General features: G+C 67.4%; 14 protein-coding genes. 4 read left to right on the top strand and 10 right to left on the bottom strand.

The features are described from left to right. Positions 1–26: 26 nt before the first annotated feature. A complete protein-coding gene (locus tag AC6EKW_RS06485) occupies positions 27–2,288 on the bottom strand; it encodes a transglycosylase domain-containing protein (RefSeq protein ID WP_498513964.1) in 2,262 nt (753 codons plus the stop codon). 86 nt (positions 2,289–2,374) lie between these two features. On the opposite strand from AC6EKW_RS06485, the gene AC6EKW_RS06480 reads away from it, so the two are divergent. After that, complete coding sequence (locus AC6EKW_RS06480; protein WP_498513963.1) at positions 2,375–3,484, top strand: aminotransferase class V-fold PLP-dependent enzyme; 1,110 nt, start codon at positions 2,375–2,377, stop codon at positions 3,482–3,484. On the opposite strand, the gene AC6EKW_RS06475 is transcribed toward AC6EKW_RS06480, so the two are convergent. Together AC6EKW_RS06475 and surE are read right to left on the bottom strand one after the other, a co-directional pair. Continuing rightward, positions 3,481–4,191, bottom strand: a complete 711-nt coding sequence (locus AC6EKW_RS06475) for an HAD family hydrolase (protein ID WP_273887897.1) — start codon at positions 4,189–4,191, stop codon at positions 3,481–3,483. The two genes, AC6EKW_RS06480 and AC6EKW_RS06475, sit on opposite strands and share 4 nt — an antisense overlap. Then, positions 4,188–5,024: a 5'/3'-nucleotidase SurE gene (gene surE, locus AC6EKW_RS06470; RefSeq protein ID WP_273887896.1), complete on the bottom strand. Its 837-nt coding sequence runs from the start codon at positions 5,022–5,024 to the stop codon at positions 4,188–4,190. The genes AC6EKW_RS06475 and surE overlap by 4 nt, the downstream gene beginning before the upstream one ends. Positions 5,025–5,123: 99 nt before the next feature. Between surE and AC6EKW_RS06465 the strand changes: the two genes are divergently transcribed. Beyond that, the gene (locus AC6EKW_RS06465) at positions 5,124–6,188 is read left to right on the top strand and encodes a glucosyl-3-phosphoglycerate synthase (protein WP_337958746.1); all 1,065 of its coding nucleotides are present in this window, start codon (positions 5,124–5,126) and stop codon (positions 6,186–6,188) included. Positions 6,189–6,250: 62 nt separating this feature from the next. Here the strand turns inward: AC6EKW_RS06465 and fusA are convergent, their stop codons facing one another. From fusA to AC6EKW_RS06440, 5 genes are all read right to left on the bottom strand, one after another. Continuing rightward, a complete protein-coding gene (gene fusA / locus AC6EKW_RS06460) occupies positions 6,251–8,296 on the bottom strand; it encodes an elongation factor G (RefSeq protein WP_273887894.1) in 2,046 nt (681 codons plus the stop codon). Between the two features lie 154 nt (positions 8,297–8,450). Continuing rightward, a complete protein-coding gene (locus AC6EKW_RS06455; RefSeq protein ID WP_273887957.1) occupies positions 8,451–9,713 on the bottom strand; it encodes a dihydrolipoamide acetyltransferase family protein in 1,263 nt (420 codons plus the stop codon). 10 nt (positions 9,714–9,723) lie between these two features. Further along, positions 9,724–10,716: an alpha-ketoacid dehydrogenase subunit beta gene (locus AC6EKW_RS06450; RefSeq protein WP_273887893.1), complete on the bottom strand. Its 993-nt coding sequence runs from the start codon at positions 10,714–10,716 to the stop codon at positions 9,724–9,726. Then, a complete protein-coding gene (pdhA, locus tag AC6EKW_RS06445) occupies positions 10,717–11,766 on the bottom strand; it encodes a pyruvate dehydrogenase (acetyl-transferring) E1 component subunit alpha (RefSeq protein ID WP_273887892.1) in 1,050 nt (349 codons plus the stop codon). It abuts the gene before it with no gap. Positions 11,767–11,843: 77 nt separating this feature from the next. Then, positions 11,844–12,398, bottom strand: a complete 555-nt coding sequence (locus AC6EKW_RS06440) for a non-canonical purine NTP pyrophosphatase (protein WP_273887891.1) — start codon at positions 12,396–12,398, stop codon at positions 11,844–11,846. Positions 12,399–12,491: 93 nt separating this feature from the next. Here AC6EKW_RS06440 and AC6EKW_RS06435 point away from each other — a divergent pair, with 93 nt between their 5' ends. Both AC6EKW_RS06435 and AC6EKW_RS06430 read left to right on the top strand, forming a co-directional pair. Beyond that, on the top strand, positions 12,492–13,814 hold the full coding sequence (locus tag AC6EKW_RS06435; RefSeq protein ID WP_273887890.1) for an aminotransferase-like domain-containing protein: 1,323 nt from the start codon (positions 12,492–12,494) through the stop codon (positions 13,812–13,814). Beyond that, the gene (locus AC6EKW_RS06430; RefSeq protein ID WP_498513962.1) at positions 13,814–14,773 is read left to right on the top strand and encodes a D-alanine--D-alanine ligase family protein; all 960 of its coding nucleotides are present in this window, start codon (positions 13,814–13,816) and stop codon (positions 14,771–14,773) included. The genes AC6EKW_RS06435 and AC6EKW_RS06430 overlap by 1 nt, the downstream gene beginning before the upstream one ends. Positions 14,774–14,955: 182 nt before the next feature. Here the strand turns inward: AC6EKW_RS06430 and AC6EKW_RS06425 are convergent, their stop codons facing one another. Together AC6EKW_RS06425 and AC6EKW_RS06420 are read right to left on the bottom strand one after the other, a co-directional pair. After that, complete coding sequence (locus tag AC6EKW_RS06425; RefSeq protein WP_273887888.1) at positions 14,956–16,371, bottom strand: FAD-binding oxidoreductase; 1,416 nt, start codon at positions 16,369–16,371, stop codon at positions 14,956–14,958. Between the two features lie 63 nt (positions 16,372–16,434). Further along, positions 16,435–17,043, bottom strand: a complete 609-nt coding sequence (locus AC6EKW_RS06420) for a DUF1326 domain-containing protein (RefSeq protein WP_498513961.1) — start codon at positions 17,041–17,043, stop codon at positions 16,435–16,437. Between the last annotated feature and the right edge of the window lie 86 nt (positions 17,044–17,129).

The raw sequence follows: 17,129 nt of genomic DNA, 5'->3' as shown, positions 1-17,129 counted from the left end.
GGATAGGCCTTCGAGGAGGCTCCTTCCTAGTGTCCGAAGAGGTTGCCCCCGAAGATTCCGTTTTTGCCGAAGAGGCTGCCGCCCTGCAGGGAAGGGAAGGTCTGCTGCTGGGAAGGAGCGGGAACTCCCCCGCCCTGGGAAGGTGCAGCCACCGTTTTTTGCGGAGTCCGGGCGGGAGAAGGCGCCGCGCCGGAGCGCGAGGGGCTCGCCCCTCCCCCCGTCCGGGAAGCCGTCGACGAGGTAGTTCCTTTGCTCTCGCTCGTGGACCCGTGCTTCTTCGGCTTCCGGGGCGGGACGTAGGCGTGTCCGTTCTTCTTCACCTCGAGGTGGAAGGACGAACTCGGGGTGTCGAACGGGATGACCCGTGGGAACTGCCGCACGGCAACCTGCATGTAGCGTGACCAGATATCCAGCGGGAAGTTCTCGCCGTTCACCACCGAGAGCCCGTCTATGTTCACCATCGGCTTGCGCCTCTTGGGATAACCCACCCAGACGCTCGTGGAGAGCTGCGGGATGTACCCCACGTACCACGCGTCGACGAAGTTCTCGGTCGTCCCGGTCTTGCCCGCCGAGGGGCGTCCGATCTCGGCGTCGAGGTTGTGGTAGTAGCTCGGGGTACCCTTCTGCACGACCTTCTCGAGAACCTGCGTCACCGCTGCCGCCTCGTCGCGCGAGAGCGCCCGGTTACTCTTGGGCTTGTGGCGGTAGAGGACGACCTGACGGCCGTTCTCCTCGCGGGTGACCTTCTGGATGAGGTAGGGTTTCATGTGCACCCCATGGTTGGCGAGCGTCGAGTAGGCCGAGGCCATCTCGAGCGGCGTGACCCCGTAGGTGAGTCCGCCGATCGCCGCCGAGGGGTAGGTGTCGAGCTTGCTGGTTATCCCCATCTTATGCGCCATCGCGACTATGTTCTTCATTCCAACATCGAGCGCGAGCTGGACGAAGACCGTGTTGTCCGACTGCTCGGTGGCCTTCTCGATGGTTATGGGTCCGCGCTGGATGCCGCCGTAGTTCTCGACGTGGTAATAGGGTTGCTTCGATCCGGGGGGCATCGGGATGTCGAGGTTCTTGGAGACGTACATGGTCTTCGGGGAGATCCCCTGGTGGATCGCCGTGGCGAGGTCGAAGACCTTGAACGAGCTCCCCGGCTGCCGGTGCGCCTGGGTCGCTAGGTTGAACTTGACCTTGCTGTAGTCGCTGCCGCCGACCAGCGCCCGGACCGCGCCGGTCGACGGGTCGACGGAGACCAGCGCCGCCGAAGGGTCGCCGGCCGAAGGGTTCAGGGTCTCCTTCACCGCGTCGGTGGCCGCCTTCTGGAGGTTCTGATCCAGCGTGGTGTAGATCTTGAGCCCCCCGCCGTAGATCATCTTGTCCCCGAATCTCCTCGCGAGCTCCCGGCGCACGGCGTCGAGGAAGTACTGGTCGTCTTTTCTCGACTTGACCGTGCCCCGCCGGAGCTCTATGGGGGTCTTCACGGCCCTATCGTGCTGCTGTTTGGTTATGTAACCGTACTGCAGCATCTTGTCCAACACGACGTTGCGCCTCTTGAGGGCCTCTTTGGGGTGTATGTAGGGATCGTATGCGGTAGGGAGGTTTATGATGCCGGCGAGCAGAGCGGCCTGCGGGAGGGTGAGCTGGCTCGCGTGCTCGTCGAAGTAGGTGCGGGCGGCGGCCTCCGCCCCGTAGGCGTTCTCCCCGAAGTAGACGGTGTTGAGGTATTCCTCGAGGATCTCGTGCTTGGAGTGCTTCTTGTCGTACTGCCAGGCCAGCGCCGCCTCCTCTATCTTGCGCTGGAAGCTCGGCACGTACCGCTCCTTGGGGGAGATGTAGGTGTTCTTTATGAGCTGCTGGGTTATCGTCGAGCCGCCCTCCCTGATCGAGAGGGTGGCGATGTCCGTCTCGGCGGCCCGGGCGATGGCCTCGAAGTCCAGCCCGCCGTGCTCGTAGAAGCGGTGGTCCTCTATGGCGACGACGGCGCGCCTGAGGTGCGGGCTCATCCGGTCGAGCGGGACCACGTAGCGGTTCTGGGTACCATAGAGCTCGTCGACGACGTGCCCGTTCCTGTCGTAGACGGTGGAGGTCTGGGCGAGCTGGATGGATTTGTAGTCGCTCAGGCGCGGCAGGCTCTTCGCGACCCGGAAGTAGGTGTAGGCGAAGGCCGTGGTGAAGGCCGCCACCCCGAGCACGCAGGCGCAACAGAAGAGGACGACGAGCGTTCTGACCCTGCGCCAGAACCTGCCCCGCTCCTTCCTCCTGCGTCTGCGCCGCGTGAATCCGCCACCGAGCATGGGAGGGCTATTATACAGGAGAGGCAGAGGCGTCCCGAAAGAGAGGAAAGGAGCCCGCGATAGCCAGACCAGATCTTCCTCGAGAGATGTTCCCGGCCCTGAAATCCGGCGAGTTCGTCTACCTGAACTCGGGCGGCAGCGGCCCTCCGCCGTTCAGCGTGATCGAGGCCTCCCGCAGGGCGGAGGATCTCTGCTACGGGCCGGCCTACGCGGAGGGTTCGGGACTCTACGCCCGCCAGAGGGAATCGCTGGACGAGGCGCGCGAGGCCGCAGCCCGCCTTCTCGGGGCGAACCCGCAGGATATAGCCCTCACCCAGAGCACCACCCACGGGATCAACCTCGCCGTCCACTCGATGGACTGGTCGGAGAGCGACGAGGTGGTCTCGACCGCGACGGAGCATCCGGGGTGTCTGGTCCCGCTCTACCACCTCGGGTCCCGCTACGGGGTGAAGGTGAAGCTACTCTCCCCTCCGGTGACCGCGGAGAAGGTGGCGCGGGCCATCACGCCCCGCACCCGGCTCGTCGCGCTCTCGCACGTGGACTGGACCACCGGGGCGGTCTGGCCGCTCGAGGAGATCTGCGCCGCGGCGCGCGATCGCGGGGTGCCGACCGTCGTGGACGGCGCGCAGTCGGTCGGCAACATATCCGTCGACGCGCCGGCGACCGGGGCCGACATGTACGCCTTCACCGGACACAAGTGGCTGCTCGGCCCGGAGGGGATGGGCGGGCTCTACGTCCGTCCGGGCTGCAAGGCCTACAGTACGAACCTCGGCTACGCCTCGCTCGCCGGTCCCTTCGACTACGAGGGGCACTACGAACTGAGAGAGGACGCCCGCAGGTTCGAATCCTCGACGACGAGCCCGGCGCTGGCCGCGGGCTTCGCCCGGGCCGCGCGCGAGGCCGCCGACCGCGGAGAGGCGGGCCCGGAGGAGATCCGCCGCAGGGCCGGGCTCCTGGCTTCGATGCTGGACGAGATCCCGCGGGTGCACCTGCGCACCCCCACGCCTCCCCCCTCGGGGCTGGTGAGCTTCGAGGTCGAGGGCCTCACCGCGGAGGAGGTGAACGCCCGGCTGCTCGAACGGGGCTTCGTGCTCCGCTTCATCCCCGACCCGTACCCCTACGTGCGGGCGAGCGTGCACCTCTTCAACACCGAAGAGGAGCTGGAACGGCTCGCGAAGGCGGTATCCCGGCTCTAGGCGAGACGCCCCGTACCGGCCTGCCGCGCCTCCCGCAGCTTCAGTATCACATCGGCGGCGGAGCCCACGTCGGGGACCAGGTACTCGGGGCCGGCATCCCTCAGGACATCCTCGGAGAACGCACCCCAGCTCACCGCGATGCACCTCATCCGGGCGGCGTGCGCGGCGGCGACGTCGTGCGGTGAGTCGCCGACGTAGACGGCCCTCTCCGGCGGGACGCCGCCCAGGAGCTCGAGCCCCTTGAGGAGAGGGGCCGGATGAGGCTTGTGCTCGGCGGTGTCCTCCATCGTGACGAACCTGTCCGTCACCCCGCCGAGCGAGGGGATGGCTCTCAGGGCCATCTCCACCGAGGCCCGGCTCTTGGAGGTGACCACGGCCACCTTGAGCCCCGCGTCCTGCAGACGCGAGAGAGCCTCGACCACGCCGGGGAACTCCCGGATCAGAGCGTCGTGGTTGGCGATGTTGTCCCGGACGTAGACCTCGAGCAGCCGGTCGGCGAGGCGCTCCCGGTCCGGACGGCCATCGGCGACGGTCTCGACCAGAAGCTCCATCTGGCGCGGCAGGGGCTGGCCCACGTTCGCGAGCAGCACCTCCCGCGGCGGCTCCAGGCCCATCACCTCCCGCACCGCGTGGCGCATCGAGTGGTAGATCAACTCGGTCGTGTCCACGAGCGTCCCGTCGAAGTCGAAGAGGGCGGCTTCGATCACCTGCGGCTTCCTTTCCTCTCGCTTTCCGGCAAAAGAGCATCCAGGTTCCAGGCCGAGATCTTCTCTATGGTCGCCTCGTCGGTCAGCTGCAGGTGGACCGGGGTCACGCTGATCTTGCCGAGGCTTATGGCGGCGAAGTCGGTTCCCTCTTCGTCGTGGTAGCCGGGAGGGTGGTTGTAGATGTCGTAGGCCACCCGCCCCTGATCGTCCTCGACCCGGATCAGCTCGTCCTTGTAGAACCTGCGCCCCAGCCGCGTCACCTCGGCCCCCCTTATCTCTTCCGCCGGCAGGTTGGGTGCGTTCACGCTCAGGATGCGCCCCGGCGGCAGCCCCCGCAGCGCGACCTTCGCCAGGCGCGCCGTGAACGAGGCGACCGGCTCGAAGTGCAGCTCGTGCGGCTCGGAGCGAGGATCCTCCTCGGCGCTCTCGTGCCAGGGTCGCTCGGTGCACAGCGAGACCGCTATCCCGGGCACCCCGATCATGATCCCCTCGAAGGCAGCCGCTACCGTGCCGGAATACGTTATGTCGTCGCCCAGGTTCTCGCCGTGGTTTATCCCGGAGATCACGATATCCGGCCTGAAATCCATGAGCCCGAGGGCGACCAGCCGGACGCAGTCGACGGGGGTTCCGCTGCACGCGTAGCCGACCCTGCCGTCCGCCATCTCGCGCTCCTCTACCCTGAGCGAACGCCCGAAAGAGATCGCCCGGGCCACGCCGGAGCGGTTGCGGTCCGGCGCCACGGTGAGCACCTCCCCGATCTCCTCCAGCGCCCGGCGGGCCGCCAGGAGCCCCGGAGCGTCTATACCGTCGTCGTTGGTGAGAACTATACGCATATCAACCAGCTATTCTCTGCATCTCATACGAGCAAAACCTCTCCACGGGTGGAAGGACAACGATTCTACCACCCCACACTCTCAACCATCGCTTTACCCATGCTTGCTAGACAAGCGCATGAAATCAGGTTAGCATTTATCACCATGGGCGATATCAGGGTTGACAACAGGCGTATAGAGTCCGCAGACGCTGCTGAGTGGTTTAAGCATCGTTCATATGACTACCGGCAGTTCTCGGACCTGCAAGAGCTGGCAAAACGCAAACGTGAGCTAGGCCTGACGGTGAGCCTCGTCCTGCCCTCGCGCAACGTGGCCGACACCGTCGGCGGGATAATCGACGAGATCCACGCGGTCAACGAGGAGGCGTCCTCCTCGATCGTGGACCAGATAATGGTCGTGGACGCCGACTCTGAGGACGGAACGGCGGAAGTCGCCTCCCGCCACGGCGCAGAGGTCTACTCCGAGAACGAGCTGATGTCCTACCTGGGTGGAGCGCACGGCAAGGGGGACGCGATGTGGCGCTCGCTCGCCGTCGCGCGCGGGGATCTGGTTATGTACGTGGACGCGGACACCCGCGACTTCAAGCCGCAGTTCGTCTACGGCATCCTCGGGCCGATCCTTTTCGTCCCGCAGGTGCGCTACGTGAAGGCGGCCTACCGCCGGCCGTTCAGAAGCGGCGAGACCGTCGAGGAGGACGGCGGCGGGAGGGTGACCGAGCTCACTACCAAACCGCTCTTCAACCTGTTCTACCCGGAGCTAACGGGCTTCGTGCAGCCGCTCGCGGGCGAGTTCGTCGCGGACCGCGAGCTGTTCAACTCCATCCCGTTCCTCACCGGGTACGCGGTCGAGACCGGGATCATGATAGACGTCCTCAAACAGGTCGGGCTCGGGGCCATGGCGCAGGTGGACCTCGGTACCCGGCAGAACCGCCACCAGCCCCTGCGCGACCTCTCCCGGATGTCCTACGCCGTGCTGCGGGCCGTCGCCCGCAGGCTGCGCGAGGAGGGGCGCCTGGTGCAGCAGCAGGACCCGGGCCTGCCCGGTTCGCTCCTGCAGTTCTCCGACTACCTGCACGCGGTCGCGACCCCCGACGGTCTCAAACTTCAGGAGCACGTCGAGGAGCTAGTCGAACGCCCGCCGATGGCGAAGGTGCTGCGGGTCTAGACGAGCGCGAAGAAGAGAAGGATGAGGGGCCTTCCCGTTCCGGGAAGGCCCCTCATCGTCTTTCAGCCGACCTTCTGCCCGGCCTCCTCGCGCTCGTTGGCGGCGAGGACCTTCTCGACCATGTTCTGGGGGACCTCCTCGTAGTGGGAGAACTCGACGTGGAAGTTGGCCCGTCCGCCGCTGATCGAGCGGAGGTCCCTGGCGTAGGTACGCATCTCTATCTGCGGGACCTCGGCCTGGATGAGCTGGCGCTCGCCCCGCGGGTCCATCCCCATCGGACGCCCGCGCCGCCCGGAGAGGTCCCCCATGATGTCCCCGACGAGCTCGGTCGGGGCGAGGATCTCGACCTTGACGTAGGGCTCCAAGAGGACGGGACGGGCGTTCTCGACGGCGTTCTTGAACGCTATGGAACCGGCCATCTTGAACGCCATCTCCGAGGAGTCGACCGAGTGGTAGCTCCCGTCGTAGAGCCGGACGCGCACGTCGACGACCGGGTAACCGGCGATCGGTCCCTCGCGCATCGCCTCGAGCACCCCCTTCTCGACGGCGGGGATGAACTGCCGGGGGATGGCGCCGCCGACGATCTCGTCGACGAACTCGAAGCCCGCGCCGCGGGGCAGCGGGGAGATCTCGATGTGGCAGTCGCCGTACTGGCCCCGGCCGCCGGTCTGTTTCTTGTAGCGACCCTGCGCCTTCGAACTCGTGGAGATCGTCTCCTTGAGGGGCACCCTCGGCTCTTCGGCCTCGACCTCGACCCCGTAGCGGCGTCCTATGCGCTCGAGTGCTATCTCCACGTGCATCTGGGTGAGCCCGGAGAAGATGTCCTCCCCAGTGTCCTCCGACCGCTCGAGGCGGAGCGAGGGGTCCTCGTCGACGATCCGGCGGATCGCGTCGAAGACCTTCTCCTCCTCGCCGCGGGCCTTCGCCCGTACGGCGAACGCCGCCGTAGGCTCCGGCAGCTCGACCGCCGGGAAGCGCACCGGCGACTCAGGACGACAGAGGGTGTCGAAGGTGGCGGTGTCCTTCAGCTTGGCGACCGCGATGATGTCCCCGGCGACCGCCTCGTCCACCCCGACGCGTTCCTTGCCCACCAGGTGCGAGATCCCGCCGAGGCGTTCGTTCGACCCGGTGCGGGGGTTCACGAGCGCCTCATCCGAACGACAGCGCCCGCTCACCACCCGCATCACGCTCAGCCGCCCGGAGAACGGGTCGACGTAGGTTTTGAAGACGTAGGCGGCGAAGGGCCCCTCGGGGTCGCAGGAGAATTCGCGCCCCTCCTCGTCCACCCAGCGCGAGCGGTCGAGCGGGCTCGGTGCGCTCCCGGCGATCATGTCGAGCAGCCGGTCCACCCCGATCATGCGCTCCGCGCTCGCCGCCAGGACCGGGATGATGACACCGTCGGCGATCCCGCGCCTCAACCCCTCGAACATCTCCTCGGTCGAGAGCTCCTCCCCTTCGAGGTACTTCTCGAGCAGGCTGTCGTCGCTCTCGGCGATCGTCTCGAGGATCTGAAGCCGCGCCCGCTCGACCTCTTCCTCCATCCCCTCGGGGATACTCTGGCTCTGCCCGCCGTCCACGTAGGCCGTCTGGCTGAGCAGGCCGTAGACGCCGCGGAGATCCCCCTCGCGCCCGACGGGCAGGTTCATCGGTACGACGTGCTGGCCGAACCTCTCCCGGAGCCGCTCCAGCACCTCCCCGAAGTCGGTCCGCTCGCGGTCGAGGTGGTTGACCACGATGATGTGCGGGATGTCCTCCTTCTCGCCCCGCCGCCAGACGCGCTCGGTCACCACCTGGATCGGGTCCTGCGCGTGCACGACCAGGATGGCGCAGTCGGCCGCCCGCTGGGCGACGAACGCGTCCCCGATGAAACCCCCGTCGCCCGGGGTGTCGAGGACATTGACCTGGCGCCCCTTCCACTCGAGGGTGGCCATGTTCATGCCGAGGGTCATCCCGTGCTCGGACTCCTCCTCGGTGTGGTCGAGGACCCCTCTCGATACGGACCCCCTGCCGGATGCGAGCGAGATCATGCCCTCCGCCAGAGACGTCTTGCCGCTTCCCCGGTGTCCGATGAGGCAGACGTTGCGGATGGTCGATGGTTCTGGCGCCACAGCTCCTCCTTTCCAAAAGAGCCGAAATCCCCGTCCGGAACCTCCCGGACGGCTTGTGCTTAGAATAACCCAGCCGGAGCGACGGCGCAGAGAGAAGAAGGCGAAGGGGCCCGGTTTACCGGGCCCCTTCGCTCGTACCGCCAGCGTTCCGCCCTCAGACCACGAGCAGCATCGGGTTCTCCAGAAGACGCCTGACCTCGGCCATGTACTGCGCCCCCTCGGCCCCGTTGACGATGCGGTGGTCGGCGGAGAGCGTGAGCTTCATGGAGTCCACCGGCACGACGTTCCCCTCCTCGTCGAAGCCGGGGCGCCGGACGATGCTCGAGACCGCGACGATCGCGGCCTGCGGCGGGTTTATGATCGCCGAGAAGCTCTCCACCCCGAACATGCCCATGTTCGAGACGGTGAAGGTGCCGCCCTGGTACTCCTCGGGCCTGAGCTTCCCGTCACGCGCCCGGGAGGCGAGGTCCTTGGCCTCCGCGGAGATCGCAGAGAGGGTCTTGTTCGCCGCATCCCTTATGACCGGGGTGATGAGCCCGGACTCGAGCGCGACGGCCATCGCGAGGTCGACCCTCTCGTGCACCTCTATCCCGTCGCCGGTCCACAGTGCGTTGAGCATCGGGAACTTCCTCAGCGCCAGCGCGCACGCCTTCATCACGAAGTCGTTCACCGAGAGCTTTATCCCCTCGTCGGCGAGCCTCTCGTTGAGGTCGCGCCGCAGCTGTGCGAGCTCCCCGACGTCCGCCTCGATCGTCGCGTAGAAGTGGGGTATCTCGCGCTTGGCCTGCTGCATCCGCTCGCCGATGATCTTCTGCATCCGGCTCGGCTGCACGAGCTCGGTGCCCGGCTCGCCGGCAGGCTCCGGCGCCGGGGCCGGGCGTGGAGCGGCCTCCTCCCGCTCCTCAGCCGCCTCCGCTCCTCCCCTCTCCAGGGCCGCCCGCACGTCGCGCTCGACGATGCGCCCCTGGGGACCGGTGCCCTTTATCTTGGAGAGGTCGAGGTTGTTCTCACGCGCCAGGCGCCGCACGATCGGCGAGGCGCGGAAGTGCCCGTCGGTGCGCTGGGTGGACGGGGCGGGACGCTCCTCCTCGCGGGTGGCCGTGGCGGCCTCGGGGTCTCCACCCGATCCACCCTCTTCGGCCGGGGTCTCCTCCCGCTCCTCCCCGCCGCCGCGCTCGGGCACCTCCTCACCCTCGCCGGCGATGAAGGCTATCGCCTCGCCGACGGGGACGTCCTGCCCCTCCTCGGCGTAGAGCTCGGCCAGGGTACCCGAGTCCTCGGCCTCGAGCTCCATCGTGACCTTGTCGGTCTCGATCTCGGCTATCGGCTCCCCGGCCTCCACCTCGTCCCCCTGGCTCTTGAGCCAGCGGAGGAGGGTGCCTTCCTCCATGGCGTCGCCCATCTTGGGCATGATCACTTCCGGCAACTTACTTCTCCTCCATGTAGAGAGCCCACCGGGCGGCGTTCGCGACTTCCTTCTCGCTCGGGAAGGCCAGAAGCTCCAGGTTGCGCGCGTATGGTGCGGGGGTCTCGGCTCCGCTCACCCGTTCGACCGGCGCGTCGAGGTAGTCGAAGGCCTTCTCCTGGATGATCGCCGCGACCTCGCTCGCCACCCCGAACCAGCGCCACTGCTCCTCGACCGCCACGGCCCGGTGCGTCTTCTTCACCGACTCGACTATGGCATCCTCGTCGAAGGGGCGTAGCGAGCGGAGGTCTATCACCTCCGCGTCCACGCCATCCTCCTCTTCGAGCGTCTCGGCCGCCCGCAGGCACAGGTTGACCTGCCGCCCGTAGGCGATGAGCGTCACGTCCGAGCCCTCGCGGGCGATTCTGGCCTTGCCGAACGGCACGGCGTTGTCGCCCTCCTCGACCTCGCCCTTGGTCCCGTAGAGCGCTCCGGCCTCCAGGAAGATCACGCAGTTGTCGTCCCGGATGGCGGTGAGCATCATCCCCTTGGCGTCGTTCGGGGTCACCGGGGCGACGACCTTCAGACCCGGGAAGTGCCCGTAGAAGCTCTCCAGCGAGTGGGTGTGCTGGGCGGAGAGCTGGACGCCCCCTCCGTTGGGACCGCGGATCACGAGCGGCACCTTGACCTGCCCGCCGGAGAAGTAGCGCACCTTGGCGGCGTTCTGGATGATCTGGTCGGCCGCGAGGAACGAGAAGTTCCAGGTCATCATCTCGACCACGGGCCGCATCCCCATCATCGCCATCCCGACCGCCGCCCCGGTGAAGCCGTTCTCGGAGATGGGGGTGTCTATGACCCGCCGGGGACCGTACTTGTCGTAGAGCCCGTCGGTGATGAGGTGGGTCCCGCCGTAGACGCCGATGTCCTCGCCCATCAGGATGACGCTCTCGTCCCGGTCCATCTCGTGGACCATGGCCTCCCTGAGGGCCTCCCGGTAGGTCTTGGTCTCGGCCATCTACTCCTCCCCCTCCCCAGCGTAGACGTCGGTGTAGAGCTCCTCGGCGGGTGGCTCCTCGCTCTCTTCGGCGAACCTCACGGCCTCCTCCACCTCTCGTTTGGCCTCCTGCTTTATCTCCTCTATCCTCTCCTCGTCGAGATCACCCGAATCCAGCAGCCGCTTCTCGACCATGCCTATCGGGTCTCGCTCGCGCCACTTCTCGACCTCTTCCTTGGTGCGGTACTTCTCGAGGAAGTCGGCCGCCCCGTGCGGCGCGATCCTGTAGGTGATGGCCTCGACCGCGTAGGGCCTTCCGCTCTCGCGCACCCGTTCGGTGGCCCGGTGGGCGCACTCGAGGACGGCGAGGAGGTCCATGCCATCGACCTTCTCGTGCTCGATCGCGTAGGAGTCGAACTTGGCCGCCAGGTCGGTCATCGCGGTGGCCCGCTCGACCGAGGTGCCCATGCCGTACTGGTTGTTCTCGATTATGAACAGGCAGGGGCACATCTCGTCCTTGCCCCAGAGACCGGCCAGGTTCGCCGCCTCGTGGAAGGCGCCCTGGTTGATCGCCCCGTCGCCGAGGAAGAGCTGGACGATGTGGTCGGTGTTCTGGTACTTGAGGGCGTAGGCGAGCCCGACCCCGACGGGGATGTGCCCTCCGACGATGCCGTAGCCGCCCATGAGACCGCGCTTGACGTCGAAGAGGTGCATCGACCCGCCCTTGCCCTTCACGAGCCCGGTCCGCTTGCCGTAGAGCTCGGCCATGACCTCGCCGGGCGAGGCTCCCAGGAGCAGGGCGTGCGGGTGGTCGCGGTAGGCAGTTATCACCCTGTCGCCCTCGCGGTAGGCGTCGAGGAAGCCGGTCGCCACGGCCTCCTCGCCCGTGTAGACGTGCAGATACCCGCCGATCTTGCCCTGACGGAAGGCCCTCTGACAGGCGTCCTCGAAGGCCCGGATCAGGACCATCTTCTGGTATAGCTCGGCCAGATTCTCCGGGGTGGTCGCCACGGCTCCCTCGCCGCGGGCCCCTACGTCACCGTTCTCCGAGCGTCCGTCTTTAGCCGGCATAAGGCCCCTTCCCGTTGAGAACTCATCTCGCTCTTCATCCAAAGAATACCAGACTTCAAAAGGCCAAACGGTCCTCGTCAGCCCCTCCTCGCAAGCCACCGGCCCGCCTCCCTGAACGCCCTCGCCCGATGAGAATCCTCGTGCTTGACCTCCCCCATCTCGGCGTAGGTCAGGGAGGAACCTTCGGGGACGAAGATGGGGTCCCAGCCGAAGCCGCCGGCACCCCGCGGAGCCGTCGCCACCTCTCCCTGGACCTCGCCGCGGAAGGTTTTGATCCCCTCCCCCCTCATCGAGACGGCGACCACGCAGACGGCGAGCGCCCGGCGGTCGCGCTCACCGGAGAGCATCCCGAGCATCCCCTCCACCCCCACCGCCTCCAGAAACCAGCGGCTGAACGCGCCCGGGAGTCCGTTCCAGGCGCGGAAGACGATGCCGGAATCCTCCACGATGACGGGCTCCGGCGGATCGCCGAGGGCGTCGCGGGCCGAGGCCGCCTTCGCGCGGGCCACCTCGGCGAAATCGAGGTGTTGGATCTCGTGAACCTCCGGCGAGGCGGAGAGCAGCTTCATGCCGAGGATGTCCTCCACCTCCCGGCGTTTGTCCGGGTTGGATGTGACGAAGATCGGGTCCATGATCCGAAGTCTACAATTGGGGAAGGCGCTGTGGTAGAGTCGCGCCGTGTGGGCAGCTGTCAGTCCCTGCGATAGTGGGAAGAAGGTGATGCGGTGCCGCTCGTAGACCTCGACCGCTTCGATTTCCTCTACGCCCGGCGGGTGAAGGGGATGAAGTCCAGCGCGGTGCGCGACCTGATGGACGGCTCCTCGCGCCCCGGGATCATCTCGCTCGCCGGAGGTTTCCCGGACACCAGGGCATTCGGCGAGGAGGCCCTGCGAGAGATCTTCTCCTCAATCAGCCGCGACTCGGCGCTGGCGCTGCAGTACGGTCCGACCGGCGGGATAGAGAGCACCAAGGACGTCATCGTCGAGGTGATGGCCGAGGAGGGCATACCGGCCCGCCAGGAGAACGTCTTCGTAACCACCGGGGCCCAGCAGGCGCTCGACCTGGTCGGCAAGGCCTTCCTCGACGAGGGGGACATGATCCTCTGCGAGGGCCCGACCTACGTGGGGGCGCTGAACGCCTTCGCCTCCTACGGTCCGCAGGTCGTGCACGTACCGATGGACCGCTCGGGCATGATCGTCTCGAAGGCCCGGGAGATCCTGGAGGATGCGAGAAGGCGCGGCATCCGCCCGAAGTTCATCTACACGGTCCCCAACTTCCACAACCCAGCGGGTGTGACGATGAGCGAGGCGAGGCGCAGGGAGCTGCTCGAGCTGGCGCGAAAGTTCGACCTCGTCATCGTCGAGGACAACCCCTACGGTATGCTGCGCTTCGAGGGAGATCCGCTCCCCTCGCTCGCGGCGATCGAACAGGAGGAGGACGGCGAGGTCGGGCGGGTCATCTACCTGGGGACCTTCTCCAAGATCTTCGCCCCCGGCGTGAGGCTCGGGTGGGTGCACGCCCAGCCGGGGATAATCCACAAGATAAACGTGGGCAAGCAGGGCGCGGACCTGTGCTCCTCGAACCTTTCGCAGATGATCATCTCGACCTACTTCCGGGAGGGCGACTGGAAGGGCTACGTTCGGCGGCAGATAGAGATCTACCGCGAACGCCTGAGGACGATGCTCGACTCCCTGGCGGAATACATGCCGAAGGAGGTCCACTGGACCCACCCAAGAGGCGGCCTCTTCGTGTGGGTGACGCTCCCCTCCTACCTGGACGCGAGCGCGATGCTGCCGCGGGCGGTCGCGGGCGGCGTCGCCTACGTACCCGGAGAAGGCTTCTACGCCGACGGCTCGGGCCGGAACTGCATGCGGCTCAACTTCTCCTTCGTCGAACCCGAGAGGATAAGGCGCGGCATAGAGCTGCTCTCCGGGGTCATAAGAGACCGCATGGAGCTCAGAAGCGCGCTCGAGAGGGGAGCCAGGGGATCGTCCCGTGAGAAGAGCGCCGACCGCTCCCGTCAGGCGGCGGGCCGGGAGGAGGGGTAGTGGCGCGCCTCGTCGTCCTGCGCGGGGGGCGCTCGATGGAGCGCGACGTCTCTTTGGCCACCGGCAGGCGGGTGGCCCACGCCCTGCAGAGGCTGGGCCACGAGGTGCACGAGCTGGACCTCGAAGAGCGCCTGACCGAGACACTCGTGGACCTCTCGCCGGACGCGGCCTTCGTGTGCCTGCACGGCATCGGCGGGGAGGACGGCACGGTACAGGCGCTGCTCGAGGCGCTCGGCATCCCCTACACAGGCAGCGGACCGCACGCGAGCGTCCGCTGCTCGGACAAGGACTACGCCAAACGGCTGCTGATCTCTGCCGGGCTCCCGACGCCGCCCTTCCGTACCTTCACCCGAAGGGCGATGCGCGAGATGGGCGCGGCGGCGGCGCTGGAACCCGCGGCCTCCGGCCTCGGCTACCCGCTCGCGGTCAAGCCCTGCAGGGAGGGCTCGGGGCTGGGCCTCAGCCGGGTCGAGGGTGCGGAGGCACTCCCGGATGCCGTCTACGAGGCGTTCGGCTACGACACCAAGATCCTGCTCGAACGCTGGGTGGAGGGGACGGAGATAGCGGTGCCGATCCTCGAGCCTCCGGGCGAGCCGCCTCGGGCACTCGGGCTCGTAGAGATCCGACCGCCCGAGGGCGCCTACTACGACTTCCAGGCGAAGTACACCCCCGGCGCGACCGACTTCGCGATACCCGCCGAGATCCCGCCGGAGGACGCGGCGCGGGTGGAGGAGACGGCGCTCACGGCCTACCGGACGCTGGGCTGCTCGTCCTTCGCGCGGGTGGACCTGGTCCTCGAGGGTGAAACCCCGTGGGTGCTCGACGTGAAGACGATCCCGGGCTTCACCGAGACCTCGACGCTGCCGCTCGCGGCGGAGGCCGCCGGGCTGGACTTCGACGAGCTGGTCGCGACGATCCTGGAGACGGCGCTCGAGCAGGAGGTTGCGGCGAAGCTGTAGGGCCCGCACCTCCGCATCGTCCGCCTGCTCTTCGGTGGAGGTCGTCTCCCGGCCGGCGGGCCGGGGGCTGCCCAGGTTGCCGCAACGGCGCAGGTCACCGAGGTGAAATCGCCGGTGCGGGTATGCACGCGCCCCGCTCGTTCACCTCGACCGCGTCCGACCTCGTGTCCAGAGCGCCCCTTCTACCCCGCTGGCCGTACGTTCTGGTTGAGGTGGAAGAAGTTGTCCGGGTCGTACTCGCGCTTGAGGGCGGCGAGCCGCCGGTACTTCTCGGGACCGTAGCCGGTGCGTACGCGCTCCTCTCCCTCGTCGCCGATGAAGTTGAGGTAGATGCGCTCGTCGGTCCAGGGTCGGAGCGCCGCGTCGAGCTCCCTGGCCCAGCCCGCATGCTGCTCGAACCCGGCCGGGTCGGCCCACTGCGCGAGCGCGTGGTAGTTGTAGAGGGCACCCCGCGGTCCGAGCGGGGTATCGTCTTCTCCCACGCGGGAGATCGCACCGCCCATCGGGAAGAGCGCCAGCGCCGTCAGCGGCGAGGTCATCCGCAGCGCGCTCTCGACGATGATGTCTATGGCCTCGTCCGGCAACCCGTTCATGAAGCCCGCCTTCCAGTAGTGCTGCATCCCGGGAGGGTTGGCAGCGTCGAGCAGCGTCTGGACCACCGTGTAGGGCATCGGCTGGACCATGTCCATCGCCGGCGGGAAGGCCTCGCGTAGCGGCCGGATCGCCTCTTCCCCCTCCTCGATGGGTCCCGCGTGGCAGACGATGACGGCGAGGAGCTTCGTCCCCTGCACCTGCTCGGGGATGAACGGCTCCGGAGGGGCGGTGATAAACGCGCACCCCCCACCGAGCTCCTCCGGCGCCGTCTCGACGAAGTCGCGGTAGAAGCGCAGGAGATCGGGGGCCCGCTCCGCGGGGTAGAGCAGCATCCCGCCGAGTACGATCGGCCCGACCGGATGCAGCCGGAACTCGAAGGAGGTCGCGATGCCGAAGTTGCCCCCGCCTCCGCGCAAGCCCCAGAAGAGCTCCGCGTTCTCGGTCTCGCTCGCCCGGACGAAAGCGCCCTCGGCGGTGACCATCTCCACCGAGAGGAGGTTGTCCGCCGTGAAGCCGAGGCTGCGCTCCAGCCAGCCGCTCCCACCGCCCAGGGTGAGCCCGGCGATCCCGGTGCTGGAGACCCTCCCGCCCGTCACGGCGAGCCCGAAGAGCTGCGTCTCGCGGTCGAACTCGCCCCAGGTAAGACCGGCCTGGGCGTGGGCCGTTCGGGCTTCCGAATCCACCCACATGCCTTTCATCGGCGAGAGGTCGATGACCATGCCGCCGTCGCAGGTCCCGTAGCCGGGGACCGAGTGCCCGCCGCCGCGGACCGCCACCTCGAGCCCTTCCGCCCGGGCGAAGAGGACGGCGGCGACCACGTCGGCAACACCGGTGCAGCGGACCACCATGGCCGGGCGCCGGTCGATCATGCCGTTGAAGACCCTGCGGGAAGGGTCGTATCCTTCATCATCCGGCAGGATCACCTCGCCCCGGAAACGTCCGGCAAATTCCCGAACGACCTCCTCCGCGGGCGTCCGTCCTACAGTGTTCTCTCGTTCTGCCATAGATCGGCCTCCTCACGTCCGTTCGTTTCGCTTCCATCAACCACACAACCGGTCACTCCAGTGCTACGCCGCCCAGGCAAAGGGGGCGGAGTGCCCGTTCTTCTCCACGTTGGAGAACTCCAACCCGAAGGCTGAGACCCGGGAGCTGGTCGCCCGGGCGATAGTCAGCGTCGAGTTGGCCGGATGAAATATCCCCGTGAGCCTGGAGACTTCCCCCTCCGGGGTCTGAGGTGGCACGAAGTCTTCGACTTCGATCTCTGCGAAATCCCCGATCTTCACCCGGTGGCGTCGACCATCGTCCGCGTACTCGATGGCCGCCGTCTCCATGCCCAGCATCTCCCCGATCAGAGGGGCGAGTAGCTCCATCGGACCGCCCAGCTGCCCGGAGAAGACGGCTTCGAGCATCCCGGCCTGCTCCCGGGAGGCCGCCTCGTCCATGAACAGCCCGACCCGCCAGCCGCCGTCGGCCATGACCCGGGGCGTGTCGGCGAGCACGGCCACGGTGAGCCCGCTCACGTCTACGCCCTCGATCCAACCGGAGTCGACGTGGAAGACGAGCACCGCCCGGCAGCGTTCCTGGTCGGCCGGCATCGTCAGCCCCGAGGTGGAGCAGGGGCACACCATGTCGCAGGAACAGTTCTCGAAGAAGGTTCCCATCAGTCGCCACGCCATCCGTCTCTCCTTTCTCCCGCCCGTCGTGAGCCGGGTCGTGTGCAGCGTCTCTTCCTAGAACGAGACCACGCTGCGTTCGGCGGCCA

This window comes from Rubrobacter sp. M3-4 (assembly GCF_059772285.1).
This window is presented reverse-complemented; position numbering and strand designations above follow the sequence as displayed.